This is a genomic window from Paracoccus zhejiangensis (assembly GCF_002847445.1).
Taxonomy (GTDB): Bacteria; Pseudomonadota; Alphaproteobacteria; order Rhodobacterales; family Rhodobacteraceae; genus Paracoccus; species Paracoccus zhejiangensis.
This window is the reverse complement of the sequence record NZ_CP025430.1, coordinates 3,396,512-3,415,851: the sequence shown is the minus strand read 5'-3', so window position 1 is coordinate 3,415,851 and position 19,340 is coordinate 3,396,512. Positions and strand designations below refer to the sequence as shown.

Here is a 19,340-nt window from a genome sequence, read left to right as displayed (position 1 = left end):
TTGCGGCATCCCGAAATCGCGAAGGGCAGGATTGGGCCGTCACCGTCCGCAGGCTTGGCGTGCCAGGGCGAGGTGCATGCCGCACCGCCGCATGTCCGCTTCGAGCCCAAACCAGCCGCCCCGGCTCAGAGTTTATAGCATTCGCAGCATTCTTATCCGTGGCGACATAGAACAGATTGGGTCGAGCATCCGGTAACCTCGCCACAATGCTCCTGTCTTGCGAACCGGCCCTCCGCTATAGGAATTCTGGGCTGCGCCGCTCCCGCATCAAGTCCACATGGATCAAGAATGCCATCGAGAACGGGACGATGGCCGTTGCGGCGAGAAGGACCATCGTCGTTTCGGCGCCGACCTTGTCAATGAGCAATGCCCCAAGCGTCGGGGCGGCAGCGCCAGCCAACAGCATCGGGCGAGCCAAACGTCCCATTAGAGCGCCATAGTGCTCCGGACCGTAGAGCGCGAGCGGAAGAGCACCGCGCGCGATGGACCAAAGGCCATTTCCGGCCCCGTATGCGACGAGAGCGGCGGCAGCTGGAAATCCCATCTGCAGCCCCAGGAAGCCGACGAAAACGAGCATGGTCGCTGCAAGCATGGTCCATATCGGGTGATGTCGGCCCCCTCCCATCATTTCGACGACGCGGGCACCGACTTGGGATGGCCCGATCAAAGTACCGACCGCGATCGCTGCAGCCGTGGTGTAGCCCCCGGCGGTCAGGATCGTCACCATGTGAATGGACCAGATGGTCGCAAGAAGAGTCAGCGTGACGCCTGCGACGACGATACAGAGGAACCTGATATCGGCGCGGCGAACGCCAACTTCCGATCGGCGCACTGGTTCATGCATCGTTGCTGAGTGCGTGGCGGAAGCATGCGGCAAGGCCCACCAGCAAAGGGGCAGCGTTCCGAAGATGTGGATGCCAGCATAGAGCAGACAGGTTGTGCGCCAGCCGATGCTTTCGACCAGCCAAGCCGAAAGCGGCCAGCACACGGTACTGGCAAAGCCGCCCCAGAGGGTCAGTTGCGTGATCGCGGATCGCGCATCACGTCCATAGGCGGCACCCAGGACGGAGAAGGCGGCGTCGTAGAGCCCGGCAGCCATCCCGCAACCGAGGACGCTCCAAGCGAGCAGGTAGACCCATGGGGCGTGCGCCATGCTGAGAAGGAACAGACCAATGGCCATGAAGGCCATCCCGAGGCAGAGGGTCTTTCTGCCACCGCTCCGGCCGATCCAGCGGCCGATTTTCGGTGCCGTCAGACCTGACATGAGCAAGGCAACCGATACACCGGCGGAAATCATGGCATGGCCCCAGCCGGTATCGTCTGCGATCGCACCGGCCAGCGGTGCCAGCAGGTAATAGCTGCTGCCCCATGCGAAGATCTGGACGATCCCGAGCGATGACACGACTTTTGCGCGTGACAGCGTCATTTGCCTGACGCGGCCTCATCCGCGCAGCACTCGTCGACCAAAAAGCCCACCAACGCCTTCATCGCCGGATATTCGGCGTGGCAATGGAGCGTGTTGCCGCTGCGCTCCTGGCGGATCAAACCGACGTCGAGCAGCTTTTTCAGGTGATGCGACAGGGTCGATGCCGGAAGCCCAAGAGTGTCTTGCACCCGACCGACTGGAGCGCCGCTTTCACCGGCGCGCACGAGTGTCCGGTAGATGCGCAGACGCGTCGCGTTGCCGAGGGCGTCGAGTTGGCGGGAAGCTGTTTCGATGTTCATGGAAATAGATGCGCGCCAAATCTTGCGGGCGTCAACATCCATTTCCATTTCCGTCGAATTAGATCGTCTTGAGGTTCACCCGCGCCGACAGTTCGGCATGGCTTTCCTTCCGCTCGGAATAGCGGTCGACCAGATGATCGCGGATGTCGCGCGTCAGAAGGGTGAACTTCACCAGCTCCTCCATCACGTCCACGATCCGGTCGTAATAGGGCGAGGGTTTCATCCGCCCGTCTTCCTCGAATTCATTCCAAGCCTTGGCAACCGAGGATTGGTTCGGGATGGTGAGCAGGCGCATCCAGCGCCCGAGGATGCGCAGCTGGTTGACCGTGTTGAAGCTCTGTGACCCGCCTGAGACCTGCATCACCGCCAGCGTCTTGCCCTGCGTCGGGCGCACGGAGCCGAGCGAGAGCGGAATCCAGTCGATCTGCGCCTTCATGATGCCGGTCATGGCCCCGTGGCGTTCGGGCGAGGACCAGACCATGCCTTCGCACCACTGCACCAGATCGCGCAGCTCCGCCACCTTGGGGTGATCGGTCCCGACACTGTCAGGCAGCGGCAGATCACGGGGATCGAAGAACCGCACCTCAGCCCCGAGGCGTTCGAGAATGCGCGCCGCCTCTTCGGCTGCAAGACGCGAGAAGCTGCGCTCGCGCAGCGATCCATAGAGCATCAGGATGAGCGGTGGGTGGATGCAGCGGGTAGCAGGGAAAAGCGTGTCCGAGTCTGGCTGGCGTAGCAGCGTGTCGTCCAGGTTCGGCGTTTCAGGCAAGCCGTTCTCCTTCTTCGTTCAGGATCATTTCTCCGTCCTCCTTGAACAGCGGTCCGGGCGGCAACCGGTCCAGAAGGTCGAGAACGGTTTCAGAGGGGCGGCACAGGCGCACCCCCTTGGGCGTGCAAACAATGGGCCGGTTCACCAGGATCGGGTGTTCGATCATCGCATTCAGGAGCGTGTCATCAGAGGCACCCGGTTCCAGAAGCCCGAGCGCCTCTGCGGGCGATTTCGTTTCCCGCAGGGCGCTCCGCGGGTTCAGTCCTGCCGCGGCGAACAGGGCCAGGAGCTGAGGACGCGTCCAGCCTTCCTTCAGATACTCGATGACGACCGGCTCCTCGCCGGTCGCTCGAAGAAAGGCCAGAACATTGCGGGAGGTCCCGCAATCCGGATTGTGATGGATGACGATGCTCATGCCGCAGGCTCGGGAAAGCGTGCGCGGGTGCGATTGGCAAAGGCCACGAGCGACAACATCACTGGCACCTCAACCAGCACGCCTACCACCGTGGCCAGCGCTGCGCCGGAGTTCAGGCCAAAGAGCGAGATGGCAACCGCAACCGCCAGTTCGAAGAAGTTCGATGTTCCGATCAGGGCGCAGGGCGCGGCGATCTGGTGCGGCACCTTGAGGGCGAAGGCTGCGCCATAGGCCAGGGCGAAGATGCCGTAGCTCTGGATGATGATCGGCACCGCAATCAGCAGAATCACCGTCGGCTTGGCGAGGATCGTTTCTCCCTGAAGGCCGAAGAGGATTGCGACGGTAGCAATCAGCCCGACCATGGACCACGGCTTTACCTGCGCCGAAAACGCGTCGATGGCCGCCTTGGAGCCCAGCTTGCGGCGTGTGATCAGACCGGCTCCAAGCGGCAGGACAACATAGAGCACCGTGGCCAGCAAAAGCGTTTCCCACGGCACAGAGAGGTCCGTCACGCCCAGAAGGAAGGCCACAATCGGCGCGAAGGCCACCACCATGACCAGATCATTCACCGAGACCTGCACGAGCGTGTAGGTGGCGTCTCCCTTGGTCAGCTGCGACCAGACGAAAACCATCGCCGTGCAGGGTGCGGCCCCGAGCAGGATCAGCCCCGCCGTATACTGGGCGGCATCTTCGGGAGAAATCAGCGGCGCGAAGACATGGTCAAAGAACAACACGGCCAGAAACGCCATGGTGAAAGGCTTGATCAGCCAGTTGACGGCCAGCGTAACCAAAAGCCCCTTGGGTTGGCGCGCGACACCGGCGACCGCGCCGAAGTCCACGCCCACCATCATTGGGTAAACCATGGCCCAGATCAGCACGGCCACGACAAGGTTCACGCTCGCGACCTCGGTCGCGGCAATGGCCTGCACAAGCCAGGGTGCGCCCTGACCAATCAGGACACCGGCAATCATCGCGAGACCGACCCAGACGGTCAGGTAGCGTTCGAAAATACTCATGCAGTCACCTCGTTCGTCTGATCGGTCAGGCGACCCGAGGTCAGGGCCGCCAGGACGACCATGACCGCCGCCGTGCCCATGACGAGGGTCAACCCGCCGATCTGGTAGGTCAGGCCGGACAGGAGCGTGCCGATCAGACGACCGCCCGCATTGGCCATGTAGTAAAAGCCTACATCCATCGTGACCCGTTCAGATTTCGAGAAGGCGAGGATCAGGTAGGAGTGGAGCGAGGAATTCACGGCAAACAGCGCGCCGAAAGCCAGCAGACCCAGGACCAGCGTCACCGTCAGCCAGGTCTGCGGCGCAGGCGAAAACGCAACGGCCACCGTCAACGCGGCTGGCACGACGAAGAGCGCAAGAGCCCAGCTCCGAGCCGCACGGATCAGCTCGCCCTCCGGGCGGCTCGCCGCGCGCAGGATCTTCGGTGCGCTGGCCTGCACCATCCCATAGAGGATGACCCAGACCGCCATGAAGGTGCCGATCATGAAGAAGGCAGCGCGGTTGCCATCCTCGGTGCCGTCCGAGAGCACCGCATAGAAGTAGATCGGGATGCCCACGACGAACCAGACGTCGCGCGCCCCGAACAGGAACACCCGCGCCGCCGACAGCCAGTTGACGTTGGCCGATTTCGAGAAGACCTCGGAAAACTTGGTGCCCTTCCTGCCCTTGGGCAGGCCCGAAGGCATGAACAGCACGACCGCGACGAGGATCACCCCGAGGACGATGGCCATGCCCAGCACGGCCCAGTCGAAGCCAAGCACCGCCAGCAGCGCCGCGCCAAGCAGGAAGCCCAGCCCCTTCACTGCGTTCTTCGAGCCGGTCAGTACCGCGACCCAGCGAAACAGTCCGCCATCGCCCGAAGGAGCCAGCAGTTTCACCGCCGATTTCGAGGACATCTTGGCGAGGTCCTTCGCCACGCCTGAAAGACCCTGGACGCACATGACGAAGGCGACCGAAGCCGCGATGCTCCAGCCCGGATCGAGCTGCGCAAGCGCAAGCAGCGCGACCACCTGCAACCCGAGTCCAGCATAGAGCGTCGAGGTCAGCCCGAACCGAAGAGCGATCCAGCCTGCCGCGAGGTTGGTGATCATCCCTGCGACTTCGTAAAGAATGAACAGGTAGGCCAGCTGCACCGGGCTGAAGCCTAGCGTGTGGAAATGCAGCAGCACCAGCATCCTGAGCGCGCCATCGGTCAGCATGAAGGCCCAATAGGCGGCCGTGACGGCGATATAGGCAGACAGCCCTTCGGGACGGGCCGGGGCGAGATGGCTCACAGTGAGTCCCCGACCATCAGCGCGACGTCGACCAGCCGGTTGGCATAGCCCCATTCGTTGTCGTACCAGGCGTAGATCTTCAGCTGCGTGCCATTGATCACCACCGTCGATGGCGCGTCTATAATCGAGGAGCGCGGATCATTGGTGTAATCGGTCGAGACAAGCGGACGCGTCTCGTAGCCGAGGATGCCTTTCAGCGGGCCATTGGCCGCAGCCTCGAAGGCGGCGTTGACCTCTTCCGCCGTGACAGCACGCTCCAGCTCGAAGACGCAGTCGGTCAGCGAGGCATTGAGCAGCGGCACGCGCACCGCATGGCCGTTCAGACGACCCTTCAATTCCGGATAGATCAAGGTGATCGCGGTGGCCGAGCCGGTCGTCGTCGGGATCAGCGAATTCAGCGCAGACCGCGCCCGACGCAGGTCCTTTGCCGGGCGGTCGACGATGGTCTGGGTGTTGGTCACGTCATGGATCGTGGTGATCGAGCCATGCTTGATGCCGAAAGTCTCGTGAACCACCTTCACCACCGGCGCGAGGCAGTTGGTCGTGCAGGAAGCCGCGGTGACGATCCGGTGCTCGGCAGGATCATATGTCTCGTTGTTGACGCCGTAGACGATGTTGGCCGCATTGCCGTCCTTCACCGGGGCGGAGACCACGACCTTCTTCACGCCCGCCTCGAAATAGGGGGCGATCTTGGCCTCGGTCTTGAAGACGCCGGTGCAGTCGATCACCACATCGACACCGTCCAGCGGCAGATCGGCAATCGCGCGTGCGCCGATGAACGGCAGGCGTGTGCCATTGATCGTGACGCTTTCGGCGTCATGCGAGAACGCGGCATCCCAGCGTCCGTGGACCGTATCGAACTCCAGAAGATGCGCGTGTATCTCCGGATCACCCACAGCGTCGTTGATCCAGGCGATCTTGGCGCCGCTATCGAGGAGAGGCTTGAGGGCGAGCTTGCCCATGCGACCGAGGCCATTCAGTGCGTAGGTGGTCATGCCAGTGTCTCGGGGCTGGCGCGGCCGATGTCGTCCACGGCTTTTTGCAATGCAATGCGGTCCAGGGTCTCGATCGGTAGGGCGACAAAGGCTTCGATCCGGTGCTTGAGCGCCCCGTAAGCCTGTTGGAAGGCCAGCGCTTTTTCAGCATTGGTTCCTTCGACTTTGACCGGGTCCGGCATACCCCAATGGCCACTTACTGGCTGCCCCTCCCAAGCGGGGCATTCCTCGTTTGCCGCCTGATCGCAAACCGTGAAGACGAAGTCGAACTGCGGCGCATCGGGGCGAGCAAACTCGGACACGTCCTTCGAGCGCAGTACGGAAACGTCATGCCCCTTGTCCTGCAAGACCTGCACCGCGAAGGGATTGAGTTGGGTCCCCGGTCGAGTTCCTGCGGAATACGCAATGAACCTGTCGCCAGCGGCACTGCGCAGGAGTGACTCGGCGAAGATGGACCGCGCGGAGTTGCCCACGCAGATGAAGAGGACGTTGTATTTGCGGCCAGACATGGGGGTGGTTCCTGTGCTGAAAGGCATGCAGATATCGGGACGGCCACGGCAGCAATCGCTGAACAGGTATCCGAACAGCCGTTGCACCGTGGTCATGTTGATCGCGTAGAGAAGCGACGTGCCTGCCCGTTGTTGTTCCACCAGCTGGTCCCGCGTCAGTGCGGACAGATAGGTGGACATCGTGCTCGCCTTGACGCCAAGCGTGGAGGCGATCTCCCCGGCCGGAACACGGTCAGGGTATCGGCGCATCAGCAGCCGGAAGATCGCCAACCGCTGCGGATGGCCGAGGGTGGACAGTTGGTCGGGAATCTCTTTTTCCATATTTCATGTATTATTGAATTATTGATTGCCTGCCAAGTGAAGGTTTTGTAACGGCCTGCTTCCGACGAGGCAGCGCTCTGTTTGTCGCCTCTACTTCAGGCTATGCGCATTGTGCCGTGCCCCTCGATGACCAAAGGTGATAACGGCAGGCGGTATTTCGAGATCGGAACGGTTGTGGCGAAGGAAATTGAACGCAAGTTTCTGCTCAGCACGGATACTTGGCGCGAGCTCGCCACGCATAAGGTTGAGATCCGTGACGGCCTCTTGGCATTCCGTGATGGACGGAAGATCCGGGTGCGCTTCTGCGACGACAAGGCAACTCTCAGCGTCAAAGGGCCCAAGAAGGGTCTGACCCGCGACGAATTCGAATACGAAATTCCTGCCAGAGATGGCCTTGCCCTCTTGGAAGACCATTGCGACGGGACAATTCTGAAGAAGACTCGGTACTTCATCCCCCATGGTGGGTATGTCTGGACAGTCGACGAGTTTCAGGGCGTTCACACAGGCCTCGTGCTGGCCGAGATTGAACTGCCGAGCGAGGATGCTGAATTCGAGAAGCCGACATGGTTGGGGCGCGAAGTGTCGGGAAAGAGCCAGTATAGGCAGTCGTCGCTGTTCAAGAAACACCGGCAGGCGACCAAGTAACCGCATTCACGCGAAAATCGGCGGGAAGCCGCAAGGTCTCTCGGATGCAGCCTAAACCCCGCTTGCTGCGGCTGCGAGCAACTCCAACGCTATGCTGCGTTTGCACCGGATGGTCGCCGAATGACCGAAAAGTCCCGCACTGCCGACCTTGGGGCTCTGGACTATGCTGCGCGGTGCCACAGATGGCCGGTTTGGGGAAGCCGCGCCACGGCGTTGGTGGCACAGGCGAACGGCAGGTTCGGTGAAGGTTTTCCGATGCGGGTCGCGTTGGAACGCTGTTCATTGGCGCGACCACGACCCGCGTTGGGAAACCTCCCAAGGTGGAAGCCGCGGGGGTCTTGGATCAGGCTATGGGGAAAATGCTCGAACGGTTGCGGCGGCGGCTGTATTCTGGGCGCTGCTAATGGCGAGGCAGGCGCCAGATACGGTCTCAAACCCGGCGGATGCTCCCAACAAGGCGGTGTGCTCTGGACATACTGCCGCCCTCTGCCGGGTTGGAAGTAGACGAGCACGCGCTGTTCGGACCGGGTCTGCGGAGTGTAGCCGGTGCTGTTTCGTGACGGATGACGGGCGATATGTCATGCTGCCTGCTCCCTGGGTGGTGCACGCGATATCGGTTTCTGTCCCCGCCTGAAGATCTCGATGATCCGCATGGGACCGCCGCAACAGGGGCATGGTGCGCGCAGGGTGAGCGGGGGGATCTCAAGCTCTGGCTCTGGAACGGCAGGCGGTTCAGACTGCTGGACGCAGAGCAAGGCACGGATCTTGGTGATGTTGGCCTTGCGGGTCGAACTGGCGAGCAGGCCGAAATGCCGGATGCGATGGAAACCATCGGGCAGGACGTGGATCAGGAACCGGCGGATGAACTCTGACGTGGCCAGCCGCATCACCCTCGAGCGGTCGCCGCGCTTGATCCTATAATCCTTCCAGCGGAACGCCACGGTATCGGCATCCGCGCTGACCAAGCGGGTGTTGGAGATCGCGACCCTGTGCGTGTATCGGCTCAGATAGGCCAGCACGGCCTTGGGTCCGCCGAAGGGCGGTTTGGCATAGACCACCCATTCGGATTTGCGGAATGGGGCGAGCCAAGCTCTGAAGGTGTCCGCGCTGGCCAGTTCAGCCAGATCGCCGAAGAAGGCCAACTGACCGGCCCGGTGCAGATCCCTCAGCCCCTCCAGAAACAGGCGTCGGAACAGCCGCGACAGAACCCGCACATGCAGGAAGAACCCGGGGCGGCAGGCGACCCATCTGGTGCCATCCGGCGACAAGCCGCCGCCCGGGAGGATCATGTGGATATGGGGATGATGGGTCAGCGCCGATCCCCAGCTGTGCAGCACGCTGGTCATGCCGACCCTTGCGCCGAGACGCCTGGGGTCGGCAGCGATGGTCATGACCGTTTCCGCAGATGCCTTGAACAGCAGCCCGTAGATGGCCTTCTTGTTCCAGAACGCGATCTGCGCGATCTCAGCCGGCAGGGTGAAGACGACGTGGAAGTATTCCACCGGCAGGAGATCCTCGGCGCGCGCGGCCATCCAGTCCCGTGCCGCTGGCCCCTGGCACTTCGGGCAATGCCGGTTCTTGCAGGAGTTGTAGGCGATGTGGTGGTGGCCACAGTTGGCACAACCGGCCACATGCCCACCGAGTGCCTCGGTCCGGCAGGCCTCGATCGCTGACATCACCTTCAGCTGGGTCAGGCTGACATGCCCCGCATTGGCCTGCCGCCACGCAGGGCCATGGGCACGGAAGATGTCAGCCAGTTCCAGCAATGGCCGGGACACCCCGGCGCCCGATCACTCCAGGCTTCGCTTCACGGTCTGGTCCTGCAACTTGGCCAGCATCTCGTAGGGACTGACGGTGTCACGGATCGTCTTGGTCGCCACATGAGTGTATCGGGCGGTGGTCGTCAGCTTGGCATGCCCGAGCAGCACTTGGATCACGCGCACATCGGTGTTGGCTTCGAGCAGATGCGTCGCGAAGCTGTGGCGCAACGTGTGCAAGGTGGCGGGCTTCTTGACCCCGGCCATATGCTTGGCCGAGGTGAAGGCGCGGTTCAGTTGGCGCGGCGAGATCGGGTTGATCTTGGGCTTGCCGGGGAACAGCCAACCCTCCGGCCGGGCCTCGCGCCACCAGTCGCGCAGAAGGTTCAGCAGGCCTGGCGACAGCATCACCTTGCGGTCCTTCTGGCCCTTGCCCTGCTCGACATGGATCAGCATTCGATCACTGTCGATGTCGCCGAGCTTGAGGTTGCAGACCTCGGCGGCTCGGAGCCCTGCGCCATAGGAAATGCTGAGCGCGGCGCGATACTTCAGGCCTGGCCCCGGCGCCGCCATCAGGATGTCGGACACTTCCTCGACGCTGAACACCACGGGCAACTTCCGCGGTTCGGTGCGGAATTGCATGTAGCGCTTCATCTCCTCCCGCCCGCAGGTCATGCCGAAAAAGAACCGAAGCGCCACGATCCGCACGTTGAACGTCGATGGCGTGACCCCGGTGTTGGTCATGTGGAGCTGATAGGCGCGCAGATCCTCCGGCGTCGCCGTATCGGGTGACCGCCCGAGAAAACCCGCGAAATCCCTGATTGCCCGGATGTGCGACTTCTGTGCCTTGTCGCCCATCCCACGGATGCGCATGTCTTCGATCATCCGCTGCCGCAACGGGGATACTCTCTCCTCTGTCATGGGAACCTCCTGTCTGATGATTGAGAAGGCCCCAATCGTCAGGCAGGATCGCCCATTCCCAAATGCAAGACGGTCAGATCAGCGCGCGACCTCAACAACACGCGCCACTGCCGCGCGAGCGGCTTCGTCCTTGGGCCGTTTTTGACGAATGCTGCCGAGCGACTGGACGGCCGCTTCGGCGGACCCGCAGCTTAGCGAGGTGTTCTCCGTTCGGGTCTAGACATACTCCGTAATGCGTTTCAACAAGGCGACACCGGCACCTGATAGAACGCCGCAAGAAGACGTAAGCTCTTGACGACGCCCGGTGTCGAGCGGGTGGGGTCCTGTTATGTGACCGTAAACTGCCCCATCATGCCCGCATCCTCGTGTTCGAGGATGTGGCAGTGATACATGAATGGTGTCTCTTCCGAAGCCAGCTTGTCGAACCTCAGCAGGATTTCGGTCGGACCCTGCACACGGACGACATCTTTCCAACCGATCTGCGCCGAGTCGACCGGCCGTCCGTTCTGACTCACGCCTCACGATAATTGTCACACGCCTCAACACCCTCTGCGACCACGTCAAGAAGTGCGTCCACATCGTTCAGAAGGACCGTGATGCGCGGGCTGCTGATACGGTAGCGGATGAAACGCCCATGGCGATCGCTGGCGACAAGCCCGCACTCCAGCAGGCACCTCAGATGGTTGGAGACGTTGGGTTGCGATAGTTTCGTCCGCTCGACGAGCTCGTGAACGGCCAATGGCTCGTTACAAAGTGCACCGAGGATGGCCAGGCGGCTCGGGTCCGCGAAGCCGCGAAACAGCTTCGCCCGTCGCTCGATGGTTGCGCTCTTGCGGTCATCGACGAATTGCGCCATATCACTCCTCGCTGATATGTTGTTCTTTGATTCATCCTAGCAGGAATAGCGCGACCATGGCCAACACCGAAAGTGCCGGATTGACGGCAGATGCCCCGCCCGTCCGTTACCGGGTTTCCGGTATGGACTGCGCCAAGGATGCCGCACAGATCGAGCGGGCGGCACAGTCGGCCGGAGTCGCGCCCGGCGATGTGAAGGTGTCGGCCGCAACTCACATCATGACACTGAATGCCCCCGAAGCGCGCCTGCCGGACATCGAAAAGGCAGTCGCGGTGACAGGCTATGGCTTCGACCGGATCGATGGCGATGAAGACATTCCGCCGAATCCTGCCCATCAGGACCCGGCCTACCGCCGCGCCCTCTGGATCGTCGTGATCCTGAACGTGGGATACGGGGTCCTCGAAATGATCGGCGGTTTCATTTCCGGATCGCAGGCCGTGAAGGCCGATGCGCTCGATTTCATCGGCGATGGCGCGATCACCTTCCTCGGCCTGCTGGCCATCGGCTGGAGCCTCGCTTGGCGGGCACGGTCGGCTCTGATCCAAGGCATCTTCCTCGGGCTCCTCGGTCTTGGCGTCCTCGGCACGACCATCGTCCGGGTCTTCGAACAGACGACGCCGGATGCAGGTCTCATGGGCCTGCTTGGCATGATCGCCCTTTTCGTCAACGCCATCTCCGTTCTGCCACTGCTGCGGTTCCGCAAGGGCGACGCGAACATGCGGGCCGTCTGGCTCTTCTCGCGCAACGACGCCATCGGTAATGCGGCGGTCGTCGTTGCCGCCGGTCTTGTGGCGTGGCTGGGCAGCGCATGGCCAGACCTCATCGTCGCTTTCGGTATCGCCGGGCTGTTCCTGCACTCGTCATGGGCGATCATCCGCGACGCGCGGGCCGATCTGAAGGCGCCGGCATGAATAGCCGCTTTCTGGGCGGGCTTTGCGCGATCGCAGCCTTTGGTCTCGATCAGGGCACCAAGGCGCTTGCCCTGAACACACCGGCGCTTGAGCGCGGAGTCGAGGTTCTGCCCTTTCTCAATCTCGTGCGGGTTCTGAACGATGGCGTCAGCTTCGGTATGTTGGGCGGGATCGTGCCATGGTGGGGTCTCATCGCACTTGCTGCCGTAATCGTGGCATGGCTGCTGATCTGGTTGTGGCGCGCGCCGGACAGGCTGACGGCTGCCGCTCTCGGTCTGATCATCGGCGGCGCGCTCGGCAATGTCCTCGACCGGCTGCGTTATCGGGCCGTCCCAGACTTTCTGGATTTCCATTACGGAACATACCACTGGCCGTCCTTCAATCTTGCGGATGTGGCGATTTTCTGCGGTGCAGTCCTGCTGTTCTGGGACAGCTTCCGCTCGGCGCAGAACAAGCCCGAACGTAACCACCGAGAAGAAAACGTTACGGGGAAATAATCGATGTCCAGCATTCCATCCGCAAAGGGCATCGACAGCACGCTTGCCCTGCTGCGCAACCCATATGGGTTCATTCCGGACACATGCCGCGATCTTGAGGGCGACCTATTCGAGACCCGCATCCTCTTTCAAAAGACGATCTGCATGACTGGTGCCGCAGCTGCGGAGGTCTTCTATTCCGAGGATGGGCTCGTGCGCGCAGGCTCGATGCCGAAGCGTATCCAGAGAACCCTGCTCGGCGAAAAGGGCATCCAGGGGCTCGATGGCGAGGCCCACCGTCATCGGAAGCGGATGTTTATGTCACTCATGGCGTCGGAGCGGATCGAAGCTCTCGAAAACACGACGCGGGACCTGTTGGACCGCTACGCACGGGACTGGCAAGCGGCGGAGAAGGTCGTTCTCTACGACGAAGTGCGCGAAATCCTCACCAGAGCTGCCTGCGCCTGGTCGGGCGTGCCGCTTCCCGAAGCGGAGGTCGAGACGCGGACGGCGCAGATGACGGCGCTCTTCCAAGACGCCGGGGCGGTCGGCTGGAAGCACTGGGGTGCGCGTCTGGCGCGGCATCGCGCAGAGCGTTGGATAGCCGGGATTATTGAACGGGTGCGCGACGGAAGCCTTCAGACAGGACAGGAAAGCGCCGCCCATGTCGTCGCGACGTGGCGCGATCTGAATGGGGAGCTGCTGACCTCCAAGGTTGCCGCCGTGGAGCTTCTGAACGTAGTACGCCCGATCGTCGCCGTCTCTGCGTTCATCGCCCAGGCGGCGCATGCCCTGCATCGGCATCCCGAGTGGCGGCAAAAGCTGAAGGACGACGAGGGACAGCTCGAACCTTTCGTGCAAGAGGTCCGCCGTCTGTATCCGTTCTTTCCCGCGGTCGCGGCACGGGTGAAGAGCGATTTCGAGTGGCGCGGATATCGCTTTTCCAAAGGGTACAGGGTTCTGCTCGACCTCTACATTCGTAGAACTTACGCGGCCATTTTCAGTTTCATGGCGGGTGTTATGCCGCCGATGCCCATGTTCGGGCGGTCGTTGTTATAAGTCCATAGCCATTGCGTGGCGTGATCCTGGGCCTCCTCAATGGTTTCGATGATGTATTGGTCGAGCCATTCATGCCTGACCGTGCGGTTGTAACGCTCGATGTAGGCGTTCTGTTGGGGCTGGCCGGGTTGGATGTGCTGAATGGTGATGCCGCGTTTCTCGGCCCAGATCAGCAGCTTGCCACTGATGTATTCCGGGCCGTTGTCGACCCTGATGGTGCCAGGTTTGCCGCGCCATTCGATAATTCGGTCGAGACTTCGAATGACCCGTTCGGCCGGCAGCGAGAAGTCGACCTCGATCCCCAGGCCTTCGCGATTAAAGTCGTCCAGCACGTTTAGCAGCCGGAATGGGCGGCCATCGCCGAGCCGGTCGGCCATGAAATCCATCGACCAAGTCATGTTCGGGGCCTCAGGCACCGCCAGCGCATCCGGTTTGTCCCGCTTCAGTCGCTTGCGCGGTTTGATGCGCAGGTTCAGTTCCAAGGCGCAATAGATGCGATAGACGCGTTTGTGGTTCCACGGATGCCCCTTCACGTTGCGCAGGTGCAGGAAGCACAGACCGAACCCCCAGGTCTTGCGCGCATCGGTCAGACCGACCAGCAGATCGGCAATCTCCTCGTTCTCGGCCTTCAGCTTCGGGCCATAGCGATAGCAGGTCTCGCTCACCCCAAAGGCACGGCAGGCCAGCGCAATGCTCGCTCCTCTTCGCGCCACCGCATTCTCGGCCATCTCGCGGCGTTGAGACGGCCCGGTCACTTTTTTCCAAGAGCCTCCTTCAGCAGATCAGCCTGCATGCTCAGGTCCGCATACATCCGCTTCAGCCGCCGGTTCTCGTCCTCGATGGCCTTCATCTGGCTGATCAGGGACGCATCCATCCCGCCATACTTCGCCCGCCACTTGTAGAACGACGCGTTGCTCATGCCGTGCTCGCGGCACAGCTCGGCCACCGGCACACCGCCTTCTGCCTGCCGCAGAATCGCGATGATCTGCGCCTCGGTGTATCTGCTTGTCTTCATTCGGAATCTCCTCGTTCATCTTGCCGAGAAAATTCTACTTATGCAGCCCCTTACTTTCGGGGGGGATTACCCCTACTGCCAACTTACCTGCCATCCGCGCTTGCCGCCCTGCCTGGAACAAGGGGCGCCTGATAGGTCAGAAACGCCCACTTTTGCCGAAACATGTCTGGGCCATCCGCGTTCGCCTAGAGATCGCCGGGAACGATCGCGACCTTGCCCTCTTCAACTTGGCCGTCGACAGCAAGCTCCGTGGCTGCGACTTGGTGAAACTAAAGGTCGTCGACGTCTACGCTCCCGGCCAGGTCAAGGAACGTGCATCGATCATTCAAAGCAAGACCCAACGGCCGGTCAGGTTTGAGATCACGGAAGGAACGCGGAAATCGCTGTCGCGCTGGATGGAAGAGCCGTTGATGGTCGGCTCGGAATTTCTCTGGCCGGGCCGTTTCCATGAGCGCCTGCACATCTCTACACGGCAGTACGCTCGTCTCGTTCGGGATTGGGTGTCATCCATCGGCCTGGACCCCACATCCTACGGAACTCACTCCATGCGCCGGACGAAAGTCGCGGAGATCTATCGGAAGACGGGGAACCTGCGCGCCGTTCAGCTTCTTCTGGGACACACCAAGATGGACAGCACGGTCCGGTATCTGGGCGTGGACCTAGAAGACGCGCTTGCCATCTCCGAAAGTGTTGAAATCTAATGGACCGGGCCGCCGTCACTGGCGGCCCACAGCCGCCGTTCAAGAAGGTGCCGCGCTGCTATGCGGCATTCACCAGACCAGTCATTCGATCCCCGGGGCAGCATTTTCACGGGTTGTGTGGCAGCAATGCGGACCAAGCGGTCATACGCTGCAGATGCAAAAAAAGTCTGTGCCATAGCAGTTGCCTAAACCTGACGGGCAGCGAGCTACCTGACATAGATACAGTATGGCTGGTGCAAATCTGGGTGAAGCAGACATCTGCTTCGGAGCGCCCAATGCCGGGTCACTTTCAACTCTAGGCTGTAGCGCTGATTCATGATTAAGCTATCCTTAAGCAGATATGATAAGGGAGTTTCGATGGCGCAGGTTCGAACAATAGCCTCGGCAGCGGGCTTGGCATGCCTTCTGGGTCAGACTGCCGCCGCCGACGGCTATTTCCTCCAAGGAGATGCGGGTGGGCGCACCCAATCCGTGGTTGCTTCGGTGAGCCGCAGCTCCCTGAACTACGGGCTGAACTTTTCCAACTACGAGGATGGGCATTCTGGCGCGATCAGCCTCACCTATGCGCTGCCGCTGGCGGATATTGCCGTCATGAAGGTCGGTCCTACCATCGGCTTTCAGCACGAGCAGGATGAGGGCGATGATGTTCAGGCCGGCCTCAAGCTGTCGCTCGAGCGTTACACCCCCACCTCCTTCGGATCCACCTATTTGCTGGCTGATGTCAGCTCGGTTCACCAGTCCTGGTTTCTGCTTGGACAGTTGACATTTGCACCAGGCAATTTTGGCGTCGAGCTGTCACGCGGCGGAAGCGACACTTACCACGAGACCACCCTGGCCTTTCAAAAACGCATCGCTGACGGGCCGCTCAGCGTCCGGCTCGGCTACAAACTGAGCTCTGACGAAGTCTTTGCCGGCTTCTCCATCAACACGTTCTGAGGTGCCATGACCCAGCTGCCAACCCTGACCCTGCGCAAGGCTCTTGTCGGCTTTGCGCTTTCCTGCATCCTGGTGATGTGCCTGGTTCCCATGGCATTTGCATACCTTCGCGGCGACCGCTTTACTGACAGCACCCTGGATTATGCGGCCCGCTTCCGCACCACCGCCGCCGCCGAGGGCCTGGCCCGAACCCTCGAGCGCGACTGGCGTGACCTGGCGTTCCTGACGGAAAGGGTTGACGAGTTGAACCCGGAGCAGCTGACCTACCTGATGACAGGGGCGAGCGGCGACGGCAGCCGCATCTCCTGGGCGGGCTTTGCCGATCTGAGCGGCCAAGTCATCGCGGCGACGAATGGCTTGCTGATCGGGCAGGATGTCAGCGAGCGGCCCTGGTATCGCAACGGCCTCAGCGGTGGGTTTGCGGGCGATGTTCATGACGCAGTGCTTCTGGCCCAGCTTCTCGGAGGTGAAGGGGACGAGCCGCTGCGCTTCATCGATCTGGCCAGACCGGTCACGGACGCCAATGGTGATCTGATCGGCGTCGTCGGCATGCACATCAACGCGACCTGGTTGGCCGAACATCTGCGCGAGACCTCGGAAACCTTTGGCATTGACCTCTACCTGATCAATCCCTCTGGCGACATATCTGCCTCTTCAACGGATGAGGCACCAGACACAGCGGAGTTGCAGATCCTGGGCGCGGCGCAGACCGGCGTACAGTCTGGAGGACGCGAGACCTGGCCTGATGGGCGGGAGTATTTCTCGGCGTTGGTGCCGGAGGTGTCTTACGGAGACCTGCCGAACTTCGGGTGGCGGATGGTGGGACGGCTGGATGCCGAGCGCCTTGATATCGGCGTCGACCTGATCCGGAACGGGGCGCTTTACGCGCTTGGGGTCGCCGTTTCCCTGATCGGGCTGCTGACCGCTCTTGTCACGCGTGCTGTCAGGACGCCCTTCGCCCAGCTTGCCGCCTCTGCGCAGCGCATCGCGGACGGCTCTCAGGAATATCCTCCGAGCTTCCACGTCACCCGCGAAGCCGCGCTGCTGTCGGCGGCGCTGACCCAGCTTCAGCAGGATCGCGTCAGCGACGATCGCTGAACGACAAGCGCTGCCCCAGCCCGGCCAGCAGTCCCGCCAATTGCGCCCGGCCTGTGCCGGGTGCAGCCCCTTCAGCGTAAAAGCGGATCATCAGCGCCTCGCGCTGCACCGGCGTGGGCCTCAGCCGGACCCGATTGCCGTCTACCGTCTGCGCGATGACCTCGACTGGCACATCGCCAACATCACGCAGCCGCAGCAGGCCTGTTGCGCCAACCGGATAGATTTTTCCGCGCAGCCGCGCCTCCTCCATGGTCAGTGAGCTGATCCACTGGCGGCGAATGTCGCCATCCGTGACTAGGATGCCCCGGTCCGGCAGATCAGCGATGTGGCGCTCACGGCGGGGCAGCTCGACACAGGCCAAGATCGTCATGAGCAACACAAAGACATTGTAGATCGTCCAGAAGATGACCACCCACTTGCCGTCGCCTGCATCGTTGAAGGCGAAGCGGTCCACGAAGATGCCCAGCGTCAAGCCGAGAAGCGTCAGGACCAGCAAAACCAGGAACGGGGACATCATCTCCCACTGCACGATGACCTTGGTCCGGTCGCCGCCCTTGGCCGTGACCGAGAAAGGATGGCCCTTGGGCCGGAAGAGCCCCGTGAAGGCCGCCCGGCTGATGGGAAGGGCGCCGATCAGCTGGCTGGTGTCGTGAAGAACGGGCACGAACATGCCAGGCATCAACGTCCGCTGTGCCAGAAACGACCAGACGAAATAGACGCCGAAGTAGCTGATCACGTCTGTCAGCGTCGCGTTCACCACGATCACGTTGAAGAACCAGTAAAGCAGCGGATATACGACAACGGCTATCCGGAAGGGAAAGCTGGTCAACCAGAAGAACACCGAGTCGATCACGCTCCAGCGGTCGCGAAGGCGCAAATTGTTCTTGGCCAGAGGCCCATATTTAGAGCGGGCGATCTGCATCAGCCCCAGGCACCAGCGGGCGCGCTGCGTGACGTATTCCTTTAGCCCCTCGGGCGCCAGACCTTCGGTCAGCGGCTCGGCCAGATAAACAGTCTTCCAGCCGCGCTCCTGCAGGGCCAGCGTCAGCAGGAAGTCCTCGGTAACGCTTTCCGTGGGAAAGCCACCCATTTCTCGAAGGGCACTCCAGCGGCAGATCGACGAAGTGCCACAGCAGATCGCAATCCCCCAGGCGTCGCGCGAGGGTTGCATGTAGTCAAAGAAGAACCTCTGCTCGTCCGGGTAGGAGCGGCTGATGCCGAGATTGTGCTGGATCGGGTCGGCGTTGAAGAAGTGCTGCGGCGTCTGGACCAAGGCCACCCTGGGATCATGGAACAGCGCCAGGCTGCGCGAGATGAAGCCGCGGTGGGGCACGAAGTCCGCGTCCAGCACCGCCACGAAATCCGGCGGCACCGGGTCCTCCGCCAGGCGATCCAGGCAGTGGTTGATGTTACCGGCCTTGGAGCCCTTGTTGTCAGGCCGGCGCATGTAGCGCACGCCTTGTTCAGCGCAATAGTCGCGCAGCCAATCGCGCCGGCTGTCGTCGAGGACCAGCACCTCCTTGTTCTTGTGGCGCAGCGACCGGGCACCAACGATCGTCCGCTCCAGGATTTCCAGCTCTTCGTTATAGGTGGCGATCAGGATGGCGACGCGGGGCTCCTGCTCGCCCCACCATCCTTCATGCGCATCGGCCTCCTCGCTGCGCAGGCGGATGCGCGACATGATGGTGAAGGCGCTGATCGAGCCAATGAGAGCCAGCATCTCCAGTGCAAACAATGACCAGCTGGCCAGCATGTCGATGGTCCACCCAGCCGGCGCCAAGGTCTCGGTCCCTCGCCACCAGACATAGCGGAGAGCCAGAAGGAAGGAGATGCCCATCAGGGCGGCCCGGTGGCGATTGTTGGTCGGATCGACCACCGAGGGCAGGATGAGGCCTGCGCCGAGCGCCAGCAGCACATGGGTCCAGCTGGAGCCGAGTTCAG

Annotated in this window: 21 protein-coding genes; 7 read left to right on the top strand and 14 right to left on the bottom strand. The window is 61.9% G+C overall.

What is annotated here, in order from left to right; translation table 11 throughout:
- Positions 1 to 235: 235 nt before the first annotated feature.
- From CX676_RS16575 to CX676_RS16540, 8 genes are all read right to left on the bottom strand, one after another.
- A complete protein-coding gene (locus CX676_RS16575; RefSeq protein ID WP_101753543.1) occupies positions 236 to 1,426 on the bottom strand; it encodes an MFS transporter in 1,191 nt (396 codons plus the stop codon).
- Positions 1,423 to 1,767 (bottom strand): ArsR/SmtB family transcription factor, encoded by a 345-nt coding sequence (locus CX676_RS16570; RefSeq protein WP_232816495.1) that lies wholly within the window; start codon positions 1,765 to 1,767, stop codon positions 1,423 to 1,425. The genes CX676_RS16575 and CX676_RS16570 overlap by 4 nt, the downstream gene beginning before the upstream one ends.
- Positions 1,768 to 1,783: 16 nt before the next feature.
- Complete coding sequence (gene arsH / locus CX676_RS16565) at positions 1,784 to 2,494, bottom strand: arsenical resistance protein ArsH (protein WP_101753542.1); 711 nt, start codon at positions 2,492 to 2,494, stop codon at positions 1,784 to 1,786.
- Positions 2,487 to 2,909, bottom strand: coding sequence for an arsenate reductase (glutaredoxin) (gene arsC, locus CX676_RS16560; protein WP_101753541.1), 423 nt, complete (start codon positions 2,907 to 2,909; stop codon positions 2,487 to 2,489). The genes arsH and arsC overlap by 8 nt, the downstream gene beginning before the upstream one ends.
- Entirely contained in the window at positions 2,906 to 3,925 is a 1,020-nt protein-coding gene (gene arsB / locus CX676_RS16555) for an ACR3 family arsenite efflux transporter (RefSeq protein ID WP_101753540.1), read from the bottom strand. The genes arsC and arsB overlap by 4 nt, the downstream gene beginning before the upstream one ends.
- The gene (gene arsJ, locus CX676_RS16550; RefSeq protein WP_232816667.1) at positions 3,922 to 5,124 is read right to left on the bottom strand and encodes an organoarsenical effux MFS transporter ArsJ; all 1,203 of its coding nucleotides are present in this window, start codon (positions 5,122 to 5,124) and stop codon (positions 3,922 to 3,924) included. Before arsJ ends, arsB begins: the two co-directional genes overlap by 4 nt.
- Positions 5,125 to 5,195: 71 nt before the next feature.
- The gene (locus tag CX676_RS16545) at positions 5,196 to 6,194 is read right to left on the bottom strand and encodes an ArsJ-associated glyceraldehyde-3-phosphate dehydrogenase (RefSeq protein ID WP_101753538.1); all 999 of its coding nucleotides are present in this window, start codon (positions 6,192 to 6,194) and stop codon (positions 5,196 to 5,198) included.
- A complete protein-coding gene (locus CX676_RS16540) occupies positions 6,191 to 7,024 on the bottom strand; it encodes an arsenate reductase/protein-tyrosine-phosphatase family protein (RefSeq protein WP_088233789.1) in 834 nt (277 codons plus the stop codon). Before CX676_RS16540 ends, CX676_RS16545 begins: the two co-directional genes overlap by 4 nt.
- A gap of 126 nt (positions 7,025 to 7,150) precedes the next feature.
- Between CX676_RS16540 and CX676_RS16535 the strand changes: the two genes are divergently transcribed.
- Complete coding sequence (locus CX676_RS16535) at positions 7,151 to 7,669, top strand: CYTH domain-containing protein (protein WP_198590225.1); 519 nt, start codon at positions 7,151 to 7,153, stop codon at positions 7,667 to 7,669.
- A 578-nt stretch (positions 7,670 to 8,247) separates the two neighbouring features.
- Here CX676_RS16535 and CX676_RS16530 read toward each other — a convergent pair.
- The 4 genes from CX676_RS16530 to CX676_RS16515 form a co-directional block, all read right to left on the bottom strand.
- Positions 8,248 to 9,447, bottom strand: a complete 1,200-nt coding sequence (locus tag CX676_RS16530; RefSeq protein WP_101753537.1) for an IS91 family transposase — start codon at positions 9,445 to 9,447, stop codon at positions 8,248 to 8,250.
- 12 nt (positions 9,448 to 9,459) lie between these two features.
- A complete protein-coding gene (locus tag CX676_RS16525; RefSeq protein ID WP_101753536.1) occupies positions 9,460 to 10,347 on the bottom strand; it encodes a tyrosine-type recombinase/integrase in 888 nt (295 codons plus the stop codon).
- A 326-nt stretch (positions 10,348 to 10,673) separates the two neighbouring features.
- Positions 10,674 to 10,802, bottom strand: a complete 129-nt coding sequence (locus CX676_RS16520; protein WP_231564796.1) for a multicopper oxidase domain-containing protein — start codon at positions 10,800 to 10,802, stop codon at positions 10,674 to 10,676.
- 56 nt (positions 10,803 to 10,858) lie between these two features.
- Entirely contained in the window at positions 10,859 to 11,203 is a 345-nt protein-coding gene (locus CX676_RS16515; RefSeq protein WP_036743566.1) for an ArsR/SmtB family transcription factor, read from the bottom strand.
- Positions 11,204 to 11,259: 56 nt separating this feature from the next.
- On the opposite strand from CX676_RS16515, the gene CX676_RS16510 reads away from it, so the two are divergent.
- Genes CX676_RS16510 through CX676_RS16500 form a run of 3 tightly spaced genes read left to right on the top strand, consistent with a single transcriptional unit; the run spans position 11,260 to position 13,649 of the window.
- On the top strand, positions 11,260 to 12,114 hold the full coding sequence (locus CX676_RS16510) for a cation transporter (RefSeq protein ID WP_101753535.1): 855 nt from the start codon (positions 11,260 to 11,262) through the stop codon (positions 12,112 to 12,114).
- The gene (lspA, locus tag CX676_RS16505; protein WP_036743586.1) at positions 12,111 to 12,611 is read left to right on the top strand and encodes a signal peptidase II; all 501 of its coding nucleotides are present in this window, start codon (positions 12,111 to 12,113) and stop codon (positions 12,609 to 12,611) included. The genes CX676_RS16510 and lspA overlap by 4 nt, the downstream gene beginning before the upstream one ends.
- 3 nt (positions 12,612 to 12,614) lie before the next feature.
- On the top strand, positions 12,615 to 13,649 hold the full coding sequence (locus CX676_RS16500; protein WP_232816494.1) for a cytochrome P450 family protein: 1,035 nt from the start codon (positions 12,615 to 12,617) through the stop codon (positions 13,647 to 13,649).
- Here CX676_RS16500 and CX676_RS16495 read toward each other — a convergent pair.
- A protein-coding gene (locus CX676_RS16495; protein WP_101753534.1) for an IS3 family transposase occupies positions 13,577 to 14,664 on the bottom strand; the annotation gives its coding sequence in 2 pieces (ribosomal slippage) (positions 13,577 to 14,403 and positions 14,403 to 14,664; 1,089 coding nt in all). The genes CX676_RS16500 and CX676_RS16495 overlap by 73 nt on opposite strands.
- 65 nt (positions 14,665 to 14,729) lie before the next feature.
- Between CX676_RS16495 and CX676_RS16490 the strand changes: the two genes are divergently transcribed.
- From CX676_RS16490 to CX676_RS16480, 3 genes are all read left to right on the top strand, one after another.
- Complete coding sequence (locus tag CX676_RS16490) at positions 14,730 to 15,365, top strand: tyrosine-type recombinase/integrase (protein WP_101754394.1); 636 nt, start codon at positions 14,730 to 14,732, stop codon at positions 15,363 to 15,365.
- A gap of 357 nt (positions 15,366 to 15,722) precedes the next feature.
- Positions 15,723 to 16,301: a hypothetical protein gene (locus CX676_RS16485; protein ID WP_157935976.1), complete on the top strand. Its 579-nt coding sequence runs from the start codon at positions 15,723 to 15,725 to the stop codon at positions 16,299 to 16,301.
- A 6-nt stretch (positions 16,302 to 16,307) separates the two neighbouring features.
- Positions 16,308 to 17,399, top strand: coding sequence for a cache domain-containing protein (locus tag CX676_RS16480; RefSeq protein ID WP_101753532.1), 1,092 nt, complete (start codon positions 16,308 to 16,310; stop codon positions 17,397 to 17,399).
- On the opposite strand, the gene CX676_RS16475 is transcribed toward CX676_RS16480, so the two are convergent.
- The gene (locus tag CX676_RS16475) at positions 17,383 to 19,314 is read right to left on the bottom strand and encodes a glycosyltransferase family 2 protein (RefSeq protein ID WP_232816493.1); all 1,932 of its coding nucleotides are present in this window, start codon (positions 19,312 to 19,314) and stop codon (positions 17,383 to 17,385) included. The two genes, CX676_RS16480 and CX676_RS16475, sit on opposite strands and share 17 nt — an antisense overlap.
- Positions 19,315 to 19,340: the final 26 nt, after the last annotated feature.

Excerpts from the sequence above, each read along its gene's own strand:
- CX676_RS16575 (WP_101753543.1), bottom strand. The coding sequence starts at position 1,426 with ATGACGCTGTCACGCGCAAAAGTCGTGTCATCGCTCGGGATCGTCCAG.
- CX676_RS16570 (WP_232816495.1), bottom strand. The coding sequence starts at position 1,767 with ATGGATGTTGACGCCCGCAAGATTTGGCGCGCATCTATTTCCATGAAC.
- arsC (WP_101753541.1), bottom strand. The coding sequence starts at position 2,909 with ATGAGCATCGTCATCCATCACAATCCGGATTGCGGGACCTCCCGCAAT.
- arsB (WP_101753540.1), bottom strand. The coding sequence starts at position 3,925 with ATGAGTATTTTCGAACGCTACCTGACCGTCTGGGTCGGTCTCGCGATG.
- arsJ (WP_232816667.1), bottom strand. The coding sequence starts at position 5,124 with ATGCTGACCGATGGCGCGCTCAGGATGCTGGTGCTGCTGCATTTCCAC.
- CX676_RS16545 (WP_101753538.1), bottom strand. The coding sequence starts at position 6,194 with ATGACCACCTACGCACTGAATGGCCTCGGTCGCATGGGCAAGCTCGCC.
- CX676_RS16540 (WP_088233789.1), bottom strand. The coding sequence starts at position 7,024 with ATGGAAAAAGAGATTCCCGACCAACTGTCCACCCTCGGCCATCCGCAG.
- CX676_RS16535 (WP_198590225.1), top strand. The coding sequence starts at position 7,151 with ATGACCAAAGGTGATAACGGCAGGCGGTATTTCGAGATCGGAACGGTT.
- CX676_RS16525 (WP_101753536.1), bottom strand. The coding sequence starts at position 10,347 with ATGACAGAGGAGAGAGTATCCCCGTTGCGGCAGCGGATGATCGAAGAC.
- CX676_RS16515 (WP_036743566.1), bottom strand. The coding sequence starts at position 11,203 with ATGGCGCAATTCGTCGATGACCGCAAGAGCGCAACCATCGAGCGACGG.
- CX676_RS16510 (WP_101753535.1), top strand. The coding sequence starts at position 11,260 with ATGGCCAACACCGAAAGTGCCGGATTGACGGCAGATGCCCCGCCCGTC.
- lspA (WP_036743586.1), top strand. The coding sequence starts at position 12,111 with ATGAATAGCCGCTTTCTGGGCGGGCTTTGCGCGATCGCAGCCTTTGGT.
- CX676_RS16500 (WP_232816494.1), top strand. The coding sequence starts at position 12,615 with ATGTCCAGCATTCCATCCGCAAAGGGCATCGACAGCACGCTTGCCCTG.
- CX676_RS16485 (WP_157935976.1), top strand. The coding sequence starts at position 15,723 with ATGGCGCAGGTTCGAACAATAGCCTCGGCAGCGGGCTTGGCATGCCTT.
- CX676_RS16480 (WP_101753532.1), top strand. The coding sequence starts at position 16,308 with ATGACCCAGCTGCCAACCCTGACCCTGCGCAAGGCTCTTGTCGGCTTT.